The organism is Weizmannia sp. FSL K6-0777, assembly GCF_038593185.1.
In the GTDB taxonomy this organism is placed as follows: Bacteria; Bacillota; Bacilli; order Bacillales; family Bacillaceae_C; genus Weizmannia; species Weizmannia faecalis.
Genome location: NZ_CP151971.1, coordinates 2,341,854 through 2,358,465, shown reverse-complemented (window position 1 = coordinate 2,358,465; position 16,612 = coordinate 2,341,854). Strand labels below are relative to the sequence as shown.

Sequence of the window (16,612 nt, the reverse complement as noted above, 5' to 3'; positions counted from 1 at the left end):
AAGCGCGGAAAAATGAAGGTCTTCCGTCACATAGAGAGTATCTACGTTAAGGAAGCGCGGAAAAACGAGGCGCTTCCTTCACATAGAGAGCGTCTACGTGATTAAGTCCGTATAATTGTGTAAAAAGAAGGAGTCATTTTATCAACTCTTGGCAACACTGTTTTCAACAACAATAAACAATGAAAAGAGGAGATAAAATGACTCACTTACAGTTTAACCTAAATTTGGATGTTTTAAAAGAAGCCATCATGACTTCCGATCTTGACGCGGTAATTAAATCAGCGGTTGTCCTCGTGTTAAACGAGTTTATGGAAAAGGAAAGGGATGACTATTTAAAAACGAGCCCTTATGAACGCGCTGTTGAACGCCGGGATTACCGGAACGGTTACTATGAACGCGAGCTGTTGATGAGCATCGGCAATGTTACATTAAAAGTTCCCCGGACACGTAATGGCGAATTCTCAACTACCTTATTTGAAAAGTATGCCAGATGTGACCAAGCTTTCGTCCTTTCTATGTTGGAGATGGTCATCAATGGCGTCTCTACCCGTAAGGTCACAAATGTCGTAGAACAGCTTTGCGGTAAGAATGTATCCAAGTCGTTTGTCTCTTCCCTTACGCAAAAACTGGATCCCATTGTGAATGCTTGGGCCGAGAGACCGTTGAATACAACCTACTACCCTTATGTGTTTGTGGACGCCATGTATATAAAAGTACGGGAGCACCATAAGGTCATATCAAAGGCTGTTTATATTGCGACTGCCATTACAGAGAAGAATACACGTGAAATACTGGGTTTAAGCGTTGACCATGCAGAAAGTTTGGAGAGTTGGAGTTCATTTTTTAAACAACTTAAATCACGTGGACTCCAATCACCAAAACTCGTTATTTCCGATGCTCACATGGGCCTTCAGAAAGCAATACAACGGGAATTCATTGGCACTGCTTGGCAAAGGTGCAATGTTCATTTTAAACGCAATATCATTGAAAAACTGCCCAAAAAAGATACTGCAGAAATCCGGGTGATGATTAAGCGCGTGTTTGAGGCCGTTACGATTGAGGACATACGCAAGTTTAAAGATGAATTAATAAACAAATTTGGTACAGAAGCAAGATTTGAAAAAGCCCTGGCCATTTTAGATGAAGGTTTTGAAGATACTATCCAATACATGAACTTTCCTGAGAATATCCGTATGCACATACGGAGTACTAATTCCCTCGAGCGGCTTAACCAAGAGGTTCGTAGAAGGGAAAGGGTCATTCGCATTTTTCCTAATACCCAATCTGCTTTTCGTTTGGTTGGTGCCGTTTTAATGCAGTATCAAGATACAGAATACTCGAAGAGGAAGTCACTTATGGGAAAGAATAGTTAGCAGCATTTTCAGCTTAACTTCCATCATGGATGATTTCATCTCCGGGAAGGGATGTCAAATTGAAAGGCATTTGACATCCCTTCCCGGAGATGAAGAAAAAAATCCATGGAAGTTAAGCCGAAAAAATGAAGGGGTGGTTGAAAACATTTGCCCATAAATTTACACAATAACCTGGACTTGACTGTCTACGTTAAGGAAGCACGGAAAAATGAAGGCCTTTCTTCACATAGAGCGCGTCTACGTTAAGGAAGCAAGCAAAAACGAGTCTCTTTCTTCACATAGAGCGCGTCTACGTTAAGAAAGTGCGTAAAATTGACGGCCTTCCTTCACGTAGGGCGCGTTTCAAGTGCAAGCTTTTCCCTGCATTTTTTATAAATGCCAAAGCTGTCAGCATTCTTGCTAAATCTAGGAATTTTGCTTATTCAGCAATCCCTATTTGCAACCCAGGTCCTTCGCAAATTTTAAAGCGGAATGGTTGTCTTCCATACACCCCCACACTGTGTCTTTCTAAAGGCAAAACGGACGAACTGTTTTTGCGAAAAACACCACCATTTGCGAATTGGATCTTGCAAAGCGAACGAACGGGTTTTGGGAAAAACGCCCCCATTTGCGAATTGGATCTCGCAAAGTGGGCGGCCTAGTTTTACAAAAAACGCCGCCATTTGCAGAATGAACAAAAGCAAATGGCGGCCCTATCAAATCCATGTGTGTCTTTGTTTTCACCATTACGTGTGTGTTATTTTACCCATTTTCGCTGAAATGCGGCAATGTTGGTGTATTCCCCTTCAAGCAGGCGGGAGATCCGGATGTAAATTGGGAGGATCTCTTCGTATACCGCAGTGTTTTCCGGAATCGGGCGATGGGTGTGCGTGGCGCCGATCCAGTCGGAGACAACCGAGAAGTCATCTATTTCGTCGAGCGCGTACATGCCGAGGACGATCGCCCCGAGGCAGGAGCTTTCAAAACTTTCCGGCACGACGACTTCCTGGTTGAAAATATCAGCGAGCATTTGCCGCCACAAATCGGAGCGGGCAAAGCCGCCGGTCGCCTGGATTTTTTTCGGAATGCCGATCATTTCCTGAAGCGCCAGCATGACCGTATAGAGATTATAAATCACGCCTTCCAGCACGGCGCGGACCATATGCTCGCGTTTATGGTGCAGGCCAAGGCCGAAAAACGAGCCCCTTGCATCCGCGTTCCAAATGGGTGCGCGCTCGCCGGCCAGGTACGGATGAAAGATGAGTCCGTCCGATCCCGGGGCAACACGGGCGGCAATTTTCGTCAGCACTTCATACGGATCAATGCCGAGCCGTTTTGCCGTCTCGACTTCAGCTGCGGCCAGTTCATCGCGCACCCACCGGAACGTCATGCCGCCGTTATTGACCGGCCCGCCAACGACCCAGTGGTTTTCCGTTAATGCATAGCAGAAAATCCTTCCCTTTGGATCGGTCACAGGTTTGTCGGTAACGGTCCGGATCGCGCCGCTTGTCCCGATCGTGATCGCGACAACACCGGGGTCGATTGCATTCACACCAAGATTTGAAAGCACCCCGTCACTTGCGCCGGCAACAAACGGCGTGTCTTGCGGAATGCCGGTTTCGACCGCATATTCCGGCGCAAGCCCGGTGAGGGAAAAGGTCGTCGGCACAGGTTTTGACAGCTTGTCCGCTGTAATGCCGGCCACATGTAGCGCCTCTTTGTCCCAGTCCAGGTCGTGGAGGTTAAAAAGGCCGGTCGCAGAGGCAAGCGAATAATCGACGACATACTGCCCGAAAAAGCGGTAAAAAATATACTCTTTAATGCCGATAAACTTGAACGTTTTTTTGAACAGCTCCTGTTCCTCGTGGCGGAGCCATGTGATTTTGGAAAGGGGGGACATCGGATGGATAGGGGTGCCGGTCCGCCTGTAAATGTCCTGGCCGTGCCATTCATCCTTTATTTTTTTCGCCCATTTTGCCGCGCGTGCGTCCGCCCAAGTAATGCAGTTGGTTAGCGGTTTTCCGTCTTTGTCCACTGCAATCAAACTGTGCATCGCGGAACTGAACGAAACAAGTTTTATTTCGGAAGGATCAATGTCGCTTTTTACGATCGCTGTTTTCATCGAGTCAATGACAGCACGGAAAATTTCATCCGGATTTTGCTCGGCGACCTGAGGGGATGGGCTGTAAAGCGGATAGCCTGCATGGTGCATGCTGATGACTTTCCCTTTTTCGCCGAATAAAACAGATTTTGTTGTTGTTGTACCGATATCTACGCCTAAATAATAGGTCATTAAAAGTCAATCTCCTTTTTATGAACCTGTTGCTTCAAAATGGTTTACAGTTCAGCGTTTTTTTAATTTTTTCCAATACCTTTATTTTAACTGAAACTGGACGGGTTTTAAAAGTTTTTTGGAAAATCGCTGGAATCCGAATTGCTTGACAGGCGAAGGCTGCGGCCGACATACTAACATAGAAAGTAAAAGTAAATGGATAAAAGAGGGTACAGCCATGACGATTGCAGTGATTTACGGAAGTTCGCGCCCGCGCGGCAATACAGAGATGCTGACAGAGCGGGCAGTGGAAGGCATGCATGTGGAGCGCTTCTATTTGAAAGATGCGCATATTCTTCCAATCGAAGACAAGCGCCATACGGATTCAGGGTTTTCAAAAGTGGAGGATGATTATAGCATTCTCATCCAGCATATTTTCATGTGCGATACGATTATCTTTGCAACGCCGATTTACTGGTACGGGATGTCGGGGCTGATGAAAAACTTCATCGATCGCTGGTCGCAAACGTTGCGGGATCCGCAGTTTCCGGATTTTAAAAAAAGAATGGCGGAGAAAAAAATTTATGTGATTGCAGTCGGCGGGGATATGCCGCGTGTCAAAGGGCTGCCGCTGATTCAGCAGTTTGCATATATTTTTGACTTTTTAGGCATGCGTTTTGACGGTTACATTCTTGGAGAAGGCAATAAACCCGGCGATATTGTACAAGATAAAGAGGCAATCTTTGCAGCGGATCAATTAAACGAAGCACTGAAAAGGTGATGCAATTTGAAGACCGTGATCGAAAAGCAGCTTTTTCCGTCCCCGAATCCGCATGTGCGCATGTATCTTGTAACATACTGGTCGGACGGCCTGAAAGTGAAAGGGTTGCTGGCAGAGCCGGATGACGGGCGCGTTTATGACGGGTTTTTATATTTACGCGGCGGCATCAAAAGCGTCGGGATGGTGCGGCCGGCGCGAATCGGCGAGTTTGCGTCGGAAGGGTTTATCGTTTTCGCGCCTTTTTACCGCGGCAACTGGGGCGGGGAAGGCGATGAAGACTTTGGCGGAGACGATATGCATGATGCGTATTTTGGTTTTGACGTATTAATGGAGCATGAGCGGGTGAGCGGGCGTGTCCACGTTTTCGGATTTTCCCGCGGCGGCATCATGGCACTCGGCACCGCGGAAGCACGGCCTGCCGCGTCTATTGTCACATGGGGTGGCGTTTCGGATGTTGCGCTTTGTTATGCGGAACGGGTCGATTTAAGAAAAATGATGAAGCGCGTGATCGGGGGCACGCCGGATAAATATCCGGAACGGTACCGGGTGCGGACGCCACTGTACAAGCTCGGGCAAATCGGTTGCCCCGTTCTCGTCATCCATGGGGAGAAGGATCAAAATGTGTCCGTGGAACACGCCATTCGTCTCGAACACGGTCTCAAACAGCTTGGAAAATCGGTTGAAACATGGTATTTCCCGGAACTTGGCCACCATTTCCCGCCGCCTGTAAACCGGCGGGTTGTCCATGCTGCCAGCGTTTGGATGAAAAGGCATTCCGCACATGATACAATAGAAGCAACGACGGAGGTGAGCCGAATGGGAATGCCGATGGAACTCGATACGATGCTCGTGACGAACGGAAAAGAAGAGCGTATTGAGCAAAACCTCTTTTTGCTAAAACAACCGGGATACTGCGTGTATCCGCTTGATACGCCGGTTGAAATCCGGAAAAAGAAGGAACACGGGCCGAGCGGAAGCGCTGTCATCCGCAAACTGGAATGGGAAAACAATACAACGATCGTTCACTATGAATTGGTTTCTTTGAACACGCCGAATTAAACAGGCGCCGCACCATGGTCCGCGGCGCCTGTTTAGTTTATCAGGACGGGCGGAAGGGAATTTTACAAGTGTAATGCCTGGCTGGTCTTGCGGAGAACGCCGGAATTCGGCCAAAGGGCAATGCCTTGTGAATGGTGAACCAGCTTGCGGGTAGCGCGGAGAAAGAACGGATCCGGCGGGAGTGGTGCCGGAGTATTGGTGAATGGAACTGCTAAAATTTTTCAACTGGGCCTAGACCGGTGTGGACAGGAATATTGGCGAACGCAACACGTCTTGCAAGTGTGCCGCCAGCCTGGTTCTTCGGGATGAAATGGGCAGGATTGAAAATACTAATCGGAAGAGAGGCCGGCTTCTAAAACTGGAAAAGAGAACTGGTCGCAGCGATTTAAAAAGGCTGGCAGCTACTCCCGCCAGAATCGAATACTTGAGGTAAAGGGCCGGCCTTCCGCATTTGCTTGAAAAAGGAGGAGAAGTCCAAAGATGGAAACGGACTACAAAAAAGCTTGCGGCGCATATGCCGTCATTTTTGATGCGAAAAAAGAAAAAGTCGGGGTGGTGCCATCGGGCAGCGGCTACAGGCTGCCGGGTGGGGAAATCAGCCGCGGGGAGTCTGAACTTGCCTGCCTGATGCGGACAGTCGGCGCGGAACTTGAAATCGCGGGCTTTTTAGGCAAAGCGGCACAGGAAACGGGCGCGCGGTCCATGGATGAAGGCCTGTTTTATTTAGGAAAATGGGAACAGCCCCGCAAAGGAAGCCATAACTTGGAATGGCTCAACCTTCACGAGGCTGTGGAAAAAATGGCCGGTGCCCACCATCAATGGGCAGTGCAGGAAGGAATCAGCGCCGTCCAGACAAGCACCTGGTTTTAACTGGGTTTCCGCTTTTGCTTAAATGAGCAGACCCTTGGTACTCGCCGTAACCTTTTGGGTTGCTGCAGCGTTTCCGCTTTTACAGAAATGAGCATACCACAATTTAATTGGAGTCTCATTTTAATTTAAAATGCGGGCTCCCGTTTATGCTTATATAAGCGGGCCGCCGAGTTTTTCAATGTCATCCGGCACCGAAAATTGCCGGAAATTTTCTTTGAACCGGGCTGCAAGTTCGAACGCTTTTTCACGGTAAGCCTGCTTGTCCGTCCATGTATCTGCCGGATAAAGGACGTCATCTGACACCCCTTCAATATGAACCGGGATGTGTAGCCCGAAAATATCATCCTGCCGTGTTTCGGTATCTTTCAGTTTGCCGTTTATCGCAGCCCGGACCATGGCCCGCGTATCGCTTAATTTCATGCGGGAACCGGTTCCGTACGGGCCGCCTGTCCAGCCGGTATTGACAAGAAATACCTGGACGTTGTGCCTGTCAACTTTCTCGCCGAGCATTTCCGCATAAACGGCGGGCTCAAGCGGCAAAAACGGCGCGCCGAAGCAAGTGGAGAACACGGCTTCCGGGCGCGTGACGCCGCGTTCGGTACCGGCCAGTTTAGAAGTGTAACCGCTTAAGAAATGGTACATGGCCTGCTCTTTTGTCAGCCTGCTGATCGGCGGCAGGACACCGGATGCATCGGCCGTCAGGAATATAATGGTTGACGGATGGCCGGCCATGCCGGAGCGGGCAATATTGCCGATGTTTTCAATCGGGTAAGCAGCCCTTGTATTTTCCGTCAGTGCATTGTTGTCATATTGCGGTTTGCGGGACACCGGATCTACGACCACATTTTCAAGTACGGTCCCAAAACGGATCGCCTGGTAAATTTGTGGTTCTTTTTCTTCCGTAAGCCCGATGCACTTTGCATAGCATCCGCCTTCAATATTGAAGACACCGCTGTCGGACCAGCCGTGCTCATCGTCCCCTATAAGTGCGCGCTCCGGATCGGCGGAAAGCGTCGTTTTCCCGGTCCCGGACAAGCCGAAAAACAGGGCCGTATCGCCGTTTTTCCCAGTATTGGCGGAGCAGTGCATGGGAAGGATGCCTTTTTGCGGCAGCAAGTAATTCATGATGGAAAAAATGCTTTTTTTCATTTCGCCTGCATATTCCGTCCCGCCGATCAAAATTATCCGGCGTTCAAGTGAAATCATGATGAACGCTTCGGAATGCGTGCCGTCAAGCGCCGGGTCTGCCTTAAACAGCGGCGCGGAAAGAATCGTAAATTGCGCATCGTGTTGATAGAGCTCCTCCGCATCCGGCCGGATAAACAATTGATGCGCGAATAAATTATGCCAGGCGAACTCATTCACGGTCTGGATCGGAAGGCGGCTTTTTGGATCGGCACCCGCAAAACCTTTAAACACAAAAATTTCGTCTTTCCCTTTTAAATGCCGGACCATTTTTTCATAAAGCCTGTTGAACACGCCGGGAGAAACCGGCTGGTTGATTTTGCCCCAGTCGACACGGTCTTTTGATTCGGAGTCGACGACAATAAATTTATCTTTCGGTGACCTTCCTGTATATTTTCCTGTTGCAGCAGAAATGGCCCCTTCCGTTGTCAGTACAGCTTCTTTCCGTTCGATAATTTTTTCCATTAATTGTGGCACGGAAAGCTGCATGCGTACGTTTTCCCCCGACAACAAAAACTTTAAATCGTCAGAAGCGCCAATCAGATCCATTTTCATAAACCGCCCCTTTGAATAACTTATTTCACTTTAAACGATATCAGTATAACATATTCATCCGTTTATTACATACTTTTTTCCGGGAAAAATGCAGAGGACAAAGGGGAGAAGGGCGAAAAAATCATTGACAGCGCCTGCTAAATTGCGTATGATTTTACTTTGAACGGATACTCTTATCCCGAGCTGGTGGAGGGACGGGCCCGATGAAACCCAGCAACCCGCCTCTGGAACAGGCAATGCGCTCGCAACGCAGCTGCCGCTTGACTTCCAGGCAAAGGTGCTAACCTGCAGCAAGGATTGTTTCCTTGAACGATAAGAGTGAAAGGCGCGATTGATTGAAGTCAAAACCTTTCCACTCATGATGAATGGGGAAGGTTTTTATTTTTGGCTTTGTACATGAAATGAATCGAGTTTAGGGTATGAGTACCGTTTCCAATATGTAACCATATAAGGAGGAAAAGCGGATGTTAAAAGGACGGCATTTGTTCACATCGGAATCGGTGACGGAAGGCCATCCGGACAAAATTTGCGACCAGATTTCCGATGCCATTTTGGATGCCATTTTAGAAAAAGACCCGAATGCCCGCGTTGCCTGTGAAACTTCCGTCACAACAGGGCTCGTGCTTGTCACGGGGGAAATTTCCACCAATACATATGTGGATATTCCGAAAGTGGTGCGCAAGACCATTAAAGAGATCGGCTATACGCGCGCGAAATACGGGTTTGATGCGGAAACATGCGCTGTGCTGACATCGATTGACGAACAGTCCGAAGATATTGCGCGCGGCGTTAACCAGGCTTTGGAAGCCCGCGAAGGCGGGATGAGCGACGAAGAGATTGAGGCAATCGGAGCCGGCGACCAGGGCCTGATGTTCGGGTTTGCCTGCAATGAGACAGAAGAGCTGATGCCGCTTCCCATTTCGCTTGCCCACAAGCTTGCCCGCCGTCTTGCTGAACTCCGCAAACAAGAAGTGATCCCGTATTTGCGCCCGGATGCGAAGACACAGGTGACAGTTGAATATGACGAGAACAACCAGCCTGCCCGCATTGATACGATTGTCATTTCAACGCAGCATGATCCTGACACAAGCGCCGGACAAATCCAGGAAGATATGAAAAAATACGTCATTGAACCGGTTGTGCCGGCACACTTGCTCGATGCGGATACAAAGTATTTGATTAATCCGACCGGCCGCTTTGTTATCGGCGGCCCTCAAGGGGATGCGGGGCTGACCGGCCGCAAAATCATTGTCGACACGTACGGCGGCTATGCACGTCACGGCGGCGGCGCATTTTCCGGGAAAGACCCGACGAAAGTGGACCGTTCCGCTGCTTATGCCGCCCGCTATGTTGCGAAAAATATTGTTGCGGCAGGCCTTGCGGAAAAATGCGAGGTACAGCTTGCGTATGCGATCGGGGTGGCGAAGCCCGTTTCTATTTCCATCGATACGTTTGGGACCGGAAAAGTGCCGGAAAAAGTGCTGATCGAGGCGGTCGAAGCTCATTTTGACCTGCGCCCGGCCGGCATTATCAAAATGCTCGACTTGCGCCGTCCGATTTACAGGCAGATCGCTGCGTACGGGCATTTCGGCCGCGATGATTTGGATGTGCCTTGGGAAAAAACGGACAAAGCCGGGGCGTTGAACGAATTCGCCCGCAATCATATCGGAAAATAATATGAAAAAGAGCGCGCCTGGTATACAGGCCGCTCTTTTTCATAAAACGGCGGGAATAAGGAATCCTGTTTGCCTCATTTTTAACAAAAACCCTGCAAACTGGCGGAAAACATGCTAAACTATATTACATGTGCAGAATTTGGCCGTCAAATTTTGGCGGAAATGCATTTGTTTTTTAAAGAAATAAATTTACAATAGAGTATATCGAAATGAAGTAGGTGACTTTTTACATGTGCGGATTTATTGGCTGCGTCCATGACCATCCCGTTACATTATCAGACGAAGACAGGCAACAGTTTAAACAGATGAATCATATGATTGAGCACCGCGGCCCGGATGATGAAGGCTTTTATGAAGACGAGCATATCCAGTTCGGTTTCAGGCGCCTGAGCATTATCGATATCGAGGCGGGGCACCAGCCTTTAACATACGAAAACGAACGGTACTGGATTATTTTTAATGGCGAAATTTATAACTATGTGGAATTGCGTGAAGAACTGCTAAAAGAAGGGATGACATTCGAAACGAATTCGGATACGGAAGTCATTCTTGCCATGTACAGCCGTTACGGCGAAAAAGCAATCGGACGTCTGCGCGGGATGTTCGGGTTTGCGATCTGGGATAAGCAGGAACAAACGCTTTGCGGCGCGCGTGACCCGTTCGGCATTAAACCGTTCTTCTATTATGAAGACGGCGATAAAATGTATTTCGGTTCTGAAAAGAAAAGCATTTTGCTTGCCATGGAAAAACCAGAACTGAATTATGATGCTGTCCAATATTATTTAACCTACCAATTTGTGCCCGAACCTTTCACCATGACAAAAGACATCCGGAAACTTGAACCGGGCCATTATTTTGTGAAAAAAATTGGCAAACCGATGGAAATCAAACGATATTGGAAAGCATCCTTCCACCCGGTTCATAAAAGCGAGGACGAATTTATTCAAGAAGTGCGTGACGTAATGATTGATTCGGTGAAAGTCCATATGCGCAGCGATGTACCGGTTGGCGCATTCCTGTCGGGTGGGATCGATTCCTCGATTACGGCATCGATTGCAAAACAGTTCCATCCGGGCATTAAAACATTCTCCGTCGGCTTCGAACGCGACGGCTACAGCGAAATTGATGTGGCCAAAGAAACGGCGGAAAAACTCGGGGTTGAAAATATCAGCTATGTGATCACGCCGGAAGAATACATGAAAGAACTGCCAAAAATCATTTGGCATATGGACGATCCACTCGCAGATCCTGCCTGTGTGCCCCTTTATTTTGTGGCGCGTGAAGCAAGAAAGTACGTGACCGTTGTTCTGTCTGGCGAAGGCGCGGATGAATTGTTCGGCGGCTATAATATTTACCGTGAACCGCAGTCGCTTGAAGTTTTTGATAAAATTCCGGCTGCCGGAAAATCTATTTTGAAAGCTTTGGCGAAAGTGTTGCCGGAAGGGGTAAAAGGAAAAAGCTTTATCGAACGCGGCGTCACGCCAATGGAAGACCGTTATATTGGCAATGCGAAAATGTACACCGAAGAAGAAAAACGCGACTTGCTGTTGACTTATAACAACAGCCTTGACTACCGTGACATCACAAAGCCGCTGTACAATGAAACAAAAGGCTATGATCCGGTTAACCGGATGCAATATATCGATATCCATACGTGGATGCGCGGCGATATTTTGCTGAAGGCGGACCGGATGACGATGGCCCATTCACTTGAACTGCGTGTGCCGTTTTTGGATAAAGAAGTGTTCCGGGTCGCTTCGCAAATTCCGGCGAGCTTAAAAACGTCTCATAACACAACGAAGTATGTTTTGCGCAAAGCGGCAGAGGGCATTGTGCCGGAACATGTGCTGAATCGGAAAAAACTCGGGTTCCCGGTCCCGATCCGCCACTGGCTGAAAGATGAAATGCATGATTGGGCGGCAGAGATCATCAAAACGAGCCCGACCGATGACATCATCAACAAACAATATGTACTGAAGCTCTTGGAAGACCATTGTGCAGGCAAGCTCGATTACAGCCGGAAAATCTGGACCGTGCTCATTTTCATGCTCTGGCATGCCGTGTATATGGAAGACAAGTACGATTTCCAAAAAGGCGCACAAGGGCGGCTTGCCGGCGCTTCGCTGTAATCTCCAAAAAATCGATTCACAATCGGGAAAATAACCGGATAAAGTTGTCCGCAAAATGAGCGGGCAGGAGGTTTTTCCGTCTTCAAAAGGGGATGGAATTGTGAAATGGTCCGATGTTCGTTCAGCGTTTCACAGTAAGAAAGCTGGGACAAAAAAGGGGGGTCTGGCCCCGCTTCCGTGTAATCGGAAACGGGGGCAGGCCCCTTTATCGTATAACGCTTTTTTCGTATATGCCTGGTAAGCTTTGCATTTATCCCGGTTCGCAGCATGGCTTTTTTTGTTCATTTTTTCGCTTGTTTGCGGCTTAAAACAGTGCGGCTGCCGATGCTTTTAAAGAAGGCGTTATTTTTGTCCCCGCCGGTAACCTTTGTCAGCGCCCGACGGAATTTTTATAGTACTGTGCTTTTTCGGCATATTCGCGGACGATGCGGCGCATGTCCTGGATATCTTTTTCGGTAAGTTCACGGATCACTTTTGCCGGGCGGCCGAACGCAAGCGTATGCGGAGGAATCTTTTTCCCGGGCGTTACAAGGCTGCCGGCGCCAATAAAAGCGCCTTCCCCGATTTCGGCGCCGTCAAGAATAATTGAACCCATGCCGATCAAAGCTTTTGTCCGAACATGGCAGCTATGTAAAATTACCTGGTGGCCGACCGTCACTTCATCTTCCAGTATGAGCGGTGTTTGCGGGCTTTCGTGCAGGACGCAGTTATCCTGGACATTTACCTTTTGTCCGATTTTTACCGGTGCGACATCGCCGCGGATAACGGTTCCAAACCAGATGCCGGATTCATCGCCGATTTCAACGTCCCCCGTAACGGTCACATTGTCAGCAATATAAGCAGTTGGCGCAATCAAAGGGGTTTTTCCATTGTAAGCATAAATCATATTCATACCCTCCTATTTTGATCTTTTCTTTTATCTTAAAGAATTGGGAATAAATTGTGAATAAATCGGGTTAAAAATGGCATATGTTTTTCAGAACAGAAGGATTATGGGTAAAATAAAAGCAGGATGGTTTCGCAGGTTTTGAAGGAGGCAGGAACATGTGGAAATGGGAAGCAGATGAAAACCCAAAAGCAGTCATCGTCATAGTTCATGGCGCGATGGAACATCACCGCCGCTACAGCTGGCTAATTGAGATGTGGAGATCAAGCGGCTATCATGTCGTGATGGGCGATCTTCCCGGTCATGGGATGACATCAAGAGCAAAAAGGGGGCATATTGATTCCTTTGATGAATATACAACAGAGATAAAAGAGTGGGTGACGGCAGCCTATCAGTTCGACCTCCCGATTTTTCTCCTCGGTCACAGCATGGGCGGGCTGGCGGTCATCCGGCTGCTTGAGCAGGAACATCTGAAAATCGCGGGGGTTATTCTTTCCTCGCCGTGCCTTGGGCTTGTCCAGTATCCTTCAAAGCTGCTCGGCCTGCTTTCGATCGGGTTAAACCGGATTGCCCCGGGCCTCCGCTTTAACAGCCCGCTGACCGTGCAAATGGCAACGCGGAATAAGGATATTCAAATGCAGGCGGTCAACGATTCATTGATGCTGACAAAAGTATCTGTCCGCTGGTACCGTGAGCTGCTCGCAGCGATGCGGCAGGCACAGATGGATACCGTACGGCTGCCGGACGTCCCGTTTCTTGTCATGCAGGCCGGGAATGACAAAATTGTGGACAAGGGGGCTGTCGTAAATTGGTTTAACCAAACTTCCGTGTCCGAAAAATTATACAAAGAATGGCCGAAATGCTACCATGAAATTTTCAATGAACCGGAAAGGGAAGATGTTTTCCTTTATGCGAAAAATTTTGTGGAAAACCGGCTCCGCACGTTAGGCTATATATTAGAATGAGGTGACGCTTGTGACAATTCCATCCTATCCGATCTCATTAATGGCGCAAGTTTACCGCCGGGTGATGCCGGCTGTCCACCGTGAACTCCATTACTGGCGGGAAAAGGCACGCCAGATTCCCAATGATGAATTAAAGACACAGGCGCTCGCCAGCATTCAACATAAAACGTTTCACTGTGAAGGCGGATCGATCCTCGGCCTTTTGGCAATGGAAGAGCGGACAGCGGCTTTTCGGTTTATTGTCGCTTACCAGACGATCAGCGACTATCTTGATAATCTATGCGACCGCAGCACATCGCTTGACCCGGTTGATTTCCGAGCACTGCACGAGTCCATGTCCGATGCGCTTACAGTCGGCGCACCGTTGAAAAATTATTACCGTTACCGACTGGACCAGGATGACGGTGGTTATTTGCATGAACTCGTGCGGACATGCCAGGTTGTGTTGAGCCGCATCCCTCAATATAAAGCCATTCAACCTTATTTGCTGGAACTTTGCCGTTATTATTCGGATCTGCAAGTACATAAACATGTGCGCGTAGAGGAACGGGTGCCGCGGCTAAAGGAATGGTTTTTGCGCTACAAGCCGGATTTTCCAGATATGGAATGGTATGAGTTTTCCGCCTGTTCCGGCTCGACCCTCGGGATTTTCTGCCTTGTTTCCTACGCGCTCCGGGACGATTTCCGCCCTGAATATGCGACAATCATCCGTGACGGGTATTTTCCTTATATTCAGGGGTTGCATATTCTGCTGGATTATTTTATCGACCAGGACGAAGACAAAAAAGGCGGAGACTTGAATTTTTGTTTTTATTACCCGAGCGAAGAAGAGCTGTTTAAACGGCTGAAGCATTTTTTGCAGGAGGCGGATAAACATACGGCCCGACTCCCAAATGAAAAATTTCATAAACTGATTAACCGGGGGCTTTTGGCTGTTTATTTGTCAGATGAAAAGGTGAAGAAGCAGCGGAGCGTTCAGAAATTGTCGCGGAAAATGATCAAATTTGCCGGCTCGATCAGTTTATTCTTTTATTTTAACGGAAAAATGTACCGCGCCATCAAAAACATGATCCCGGCCAGCCTGGCAAAAACAATAGTAAAATGAGCCGGCTGGTGGCAACGGGAAAGGGCAGATTTTATCGGCCCCTTTGTTGCCGTTTTTAGAAAAGGCGGATGGTTGTCTGGTTGAGGAAACCGGAGCAATGTGGCTTTTTCCGGCCGGACTTTTTGCATCATTCAAGAGCCGGCCGTGTTCATATACGATTAAAAAAGGCGGGCTTTCGTACCCGGCCCCGTTGTTACCGTTTTTCAAAGGCAATGAGAAAAGGCGTGCTTTTCGTACCCGGCCCTTTTGTTATCGCTTTTTGAATGGCATGAAAAAAGGCGGGCTTTGCATAATCCAGAACCCGGTCAGATTCATATGCGATTGAAAAAGGCAGCTGTTCGTAGCCGGCGCATATGTTATCGCTTTTGGGAATGACATGAAAAAGCCAGGTTCCCGTTATGTTTTGAATCCGAACCAATCGATCCTTCGTTATCGTTTTTCAATAGCAATAAGAAAAGGCGGATGGTTTGCCTGGTTGAGAAATTCATACCGGAGCACATGCGCCTTTTTCTGATCGAGCTGTTTTACATAATCCAGGAGCCGGTCACGTTCATACGCGCCGCCTTCATGGCCGTGGTAAACCACAACTGCGATGATCCCGCCGGTTTCAAGCATGGAAAAAATCTGCTCGAGTGCGGCAATGGTTGACTCCGGCCGGGTAATGACCGTTTTGTCGCTGTCCGGCAAATAGCCCAAATTGAAAACCGCTCCGCTGATCTTGCCATGCAGCGCTGCCGGGATGCATTCGCTGGCATGTTCATGGCCGGTGCAGAAAAGTTCGGCGCGCGTAACGAGGCCTTCTTTCTCCAGGCGTTCCTTTGTCCGCCTCACCGCTTCCGGCTGGATATCAAAAGCAAACACTTTTCCACCTTCTCCAACCCGTTTGGCGAGAAATACAGTATCATGCCCGTTCCCGGCTGTTGCGTCAATGGCAAAACCGCCGCTCTTTACAGCTTTTTCTAAAAGTAAATGAGCAAATGAGAGAACAGGAAGCATATTCATCTTTGCAGCATCTCCATTTATTGATTGGTCTACAGGCGAAAGTTGAACGCCTGTTTTTTTACTGTGAAAAGGCAAATGTGCCCCATGTAAATCATATTTTTCAGCGCTTTCCATTCGAATACCGGAATGGACACGGCAAAATCGTTCTTATTCTTCAGACATACAGGCTCGCGCCCCAAAATGGTAAAAAACCGTCTTTATGCAGCGCACTCCTTTTGCATTTTACCATGAACGGGTGCGGGTGCAAAGGCGGCTCGGATTCTAAATCGAGCTGTCGGGAAGAAACTCCCAATGCGCTGGGGAAACATTTTTTCTGCACGGGGCATTATACAAATGAAGCCTGCACGCTTCAAAGCATAAAGGGGGGAATCGTGATGGCCACACGGGAAGCAGTCGAAAATTGTATCAACCGTTGCGAGCAAGCCGTTCAATCGGCGCGTGAGCAATTTGCGGAAGGCAACCGCCAGGAAAACTACGGCTATTATGATTTTTCGGAACCGTTAACAGAGCTGGAAGAAGCCTATAATGAACTTTGCAAATTGGCGATCAGTGCCAACTCCCAGCAGCGTGAGCGCCTCCACCGTATGCGCCTTGTGATTCAGCAGCTGCAAAACGAGATGATTTTACAGGAACATGAACCGACCATGTAATTGGAAAAACGTAAGCCGGAAACTTGCTGGGGCAAAATGCTCAATAAGCAAATGGGGAAAACGGAAAAGCCAGGCAAGTAACCCAGCGAAAAATCCGGCGGGAACAACGGGAATATGGGAGCAGT

13 protein-coding genes and 1 riboswitch are annotated in these 16,612 nt (G+C 48.4%); of the genes, 9 read left to right on the top strand and 4 right to left on the bottom strand.

The window, feature by feature from the left end; genetic code table 11:
• Nucleotides 1-197: 197 nt before the first annotated feature.
• Complete coding sequence (locus NST70_RS11245; RefSeq protein ID WP_017551449.1) at nucleotides 198-1,373, top strand: IS256 family transposase; 1,176 nt, start codon at nucleotides 198-200, stop codon at nucleotides 1,371-1,373.
• 736 nt (nucleotides 1,374-2,109) lie between these two features.
• Here the strand turns inward: NST70_RS11245 and gntK are convergent.
• Nucleotides 2,110-3,645 (bottom strand): gluconokinase, encoded by a 1,536-nt coding sequence (gene gntK / locus NST70_RS11240; protein WP_014097649.1) that lies wholly within the window; start codon nucleotides 3,643-3,645, stop codon nucleotides 2,110-2,112.
• Between the two features lie 217 nt (nucleotides 3,646-3,862).
• Here gntK and NST70_RS11235 point away from each other — a divergent pair, with 217 nt between their 5' ends.
• The 3 genes from NST70_RS11235 (at nucleotide 3,863) to NST70_RS11225 (ending at nucleotide 6,334) form a co-directional block, all read left to right on the top strand.
• Complete coding sequence (locus tag NST70_RS11235; protein WP_014097650.1) at nucleotides 3,863-4,405, top strand: flavodoxin family protein; 543 nt, start codon at nucleotides 3,863-3,865, stop codon at nucleotides 4,403-4,405.
• A gap of 15 nt (nucleotides 4,406-4,420) precedes the next feature.
• On the top strand, nucleotides 4,421-5,464 hold the full coding sequence (locus NST70_RS11230) for a DUF2584 family protein (RefSeq protein ID WP_233896742.1): 1,044 nt from the start codon (nucleotides 4,421-4,423) through the stop codon (nucleotides 5,462-5,464).
• Between the two features lie 480 nt (nucleotides 5,465-5,944).
• The gene (locus NST70_RS11225) at nucleotides 5,945-6,334 is read left to right on the top strand and encodes a DNA mismatch repair protein MutT (RefSeq protein WP_014097652.1); all 390 of its coding nucleotides are present in this window, start codon (nucleotides 5,945-5,947) and stop codon (nucleotides 6,332-6,334) included.
• A 150-nt stretch (nucleotides 6,335-6,484) separates the two neighbouring features.
• Here the strand turns inward: NST70_RS11225 and pckA are convergent, their stop codons facing one another.
• Nucleotides 6,485-8,074 carry a phosphoenolpyruvate carboxykinase (ATP) gene (gene pckA / locus NST70_RS11220; RefSeq protein ID WP_017550244.1) on the bottom strand — a complete coding sequence of 530 codons (1,590 nt, stop codon included), beginning with the start codon at nucleotides 8,072-8,074 and terminating at the stop codon, nucleotides 6,485-6,487.
• A gap of 170 nt (nucleotides 8,075-8,244) precedes the next feature.
• Nucleotides 8,245-8,393: riboswitch (SAM riboswitch) on the top strand.
• A gap of 145 nt (nucleotides 8,394-8,538) precedes the next feature.
• Here pckA and metK point away from each other — a divergent pair.
• Nucleotides 8,539-9,750 (top strand): methionine adenosyltransferase, encoded by a 1,212-nt coding sequence (metK, locus tag NST70_RS11215; protein WP_014097654.1) that lies wholly within the window; start codon nucleotides 8,539-8,541, stop codon nucleotides 9,748-9,750.
• 230 nt (nucleotides 9,751-9,980) lie between these two features.
• The gene (gene asnB / locus NST70_RS11210; protein WP_017550245.1) at nucleotides 9,981-11,879 is read left to right on the top strand and encodes an asparagine synthase (glutamine-hydrolyzing); all 1,899 of its coding nucleotides are present in this window, start codon (nucleotides 9,981-9,983) and stop codon (nucleotides 11,877-11,879) included.
• A gap of 370 nt (nucleotides 11,880-12,249) precedes the next feature.
• Here asnB and NST70_RS11205 read toward each other — a convergent pair whose 3' ends face one another.
• Nucleotides 12,250-12,765, bottom strand: coding sequence for a gamma carbonic anhydrase family protein (locus tag NST70_RS11205; protein ID WP_014097656.1), 516 nt, complete (start codon nucleotides 12,763-12,765; stop codon nucleotides 12,250-12,252).
• A gap of 158 nt (nucleotides 12,766-12,923) precedes the next feature.
• Between NST70_RS11205 and NST70_RS11200 the strand changes: the two genes are divergently transcribed.
• Both NST70_RS11200 and NST70_RS11195 read left to right on the top strand, forming a co-directional pair.
• The gene (locus tag NST70_RS11200; protein WP_014097657.1) at nucleotides 12,924-13,730 is read left to right on the top strand and encodes an alpha/beta hydrolase; all 807 of its coding nucleotides are present in this window, start codon (nucleotides 12,924-12,926) and stop codon (nucleotides 13,728-13,730) included.
• Nucleotides 13,731-13,740: 10 nt separating this feature from the next.
• Nucleotides 13,741-14,835 (top strand): tetraprenyl-beta-curcumene synthase family protein, encoded by a 1,095-nt coding sequence (locus NST70_RS11195; RefSeq protein WP_014097658.1) that lies wholly within the window; start codon nucleotides 13,741-13,743, stop codon nucleotides 14,833-14,835.
• 429 nt (nucleotides 14,836-15,264) lie between these two features.
• On the opposite strand, the gene NST70_RS11190 is transcribed toward NST70_RS11195, so the two are convergent.
• Nucleotides 15,265-15,837, bottom strand: coding sequence for a class I SAM-dependent methyltransferase (locus NST70_RS11190; RefSeq protein ID WP_014097660.1), 573 nt, complete (start codon nucleotides 15,835-15,837; stop codon nucleotides 15,265-15,267).
• A 374-nt stretch (nucleotides 15,838-16,211) separates the two neighbouring features.
• Here NST70_RS11190 and NST70_RS11185 point away from each other — a divergent pair, with 374 nt between their 5' ends.
• Entirely contained in the window at nucleotides 16,212-16,487 is a 276-nt protein-coding gene (locus tag NST70_RS11185; RefSeq protein ID WP_014097661.1) for a YtzC family protein, read from the top strand.
• The last annotated feature ends 125 nt before the right edge of the window (nucleotides 16,488-16,612 follow it).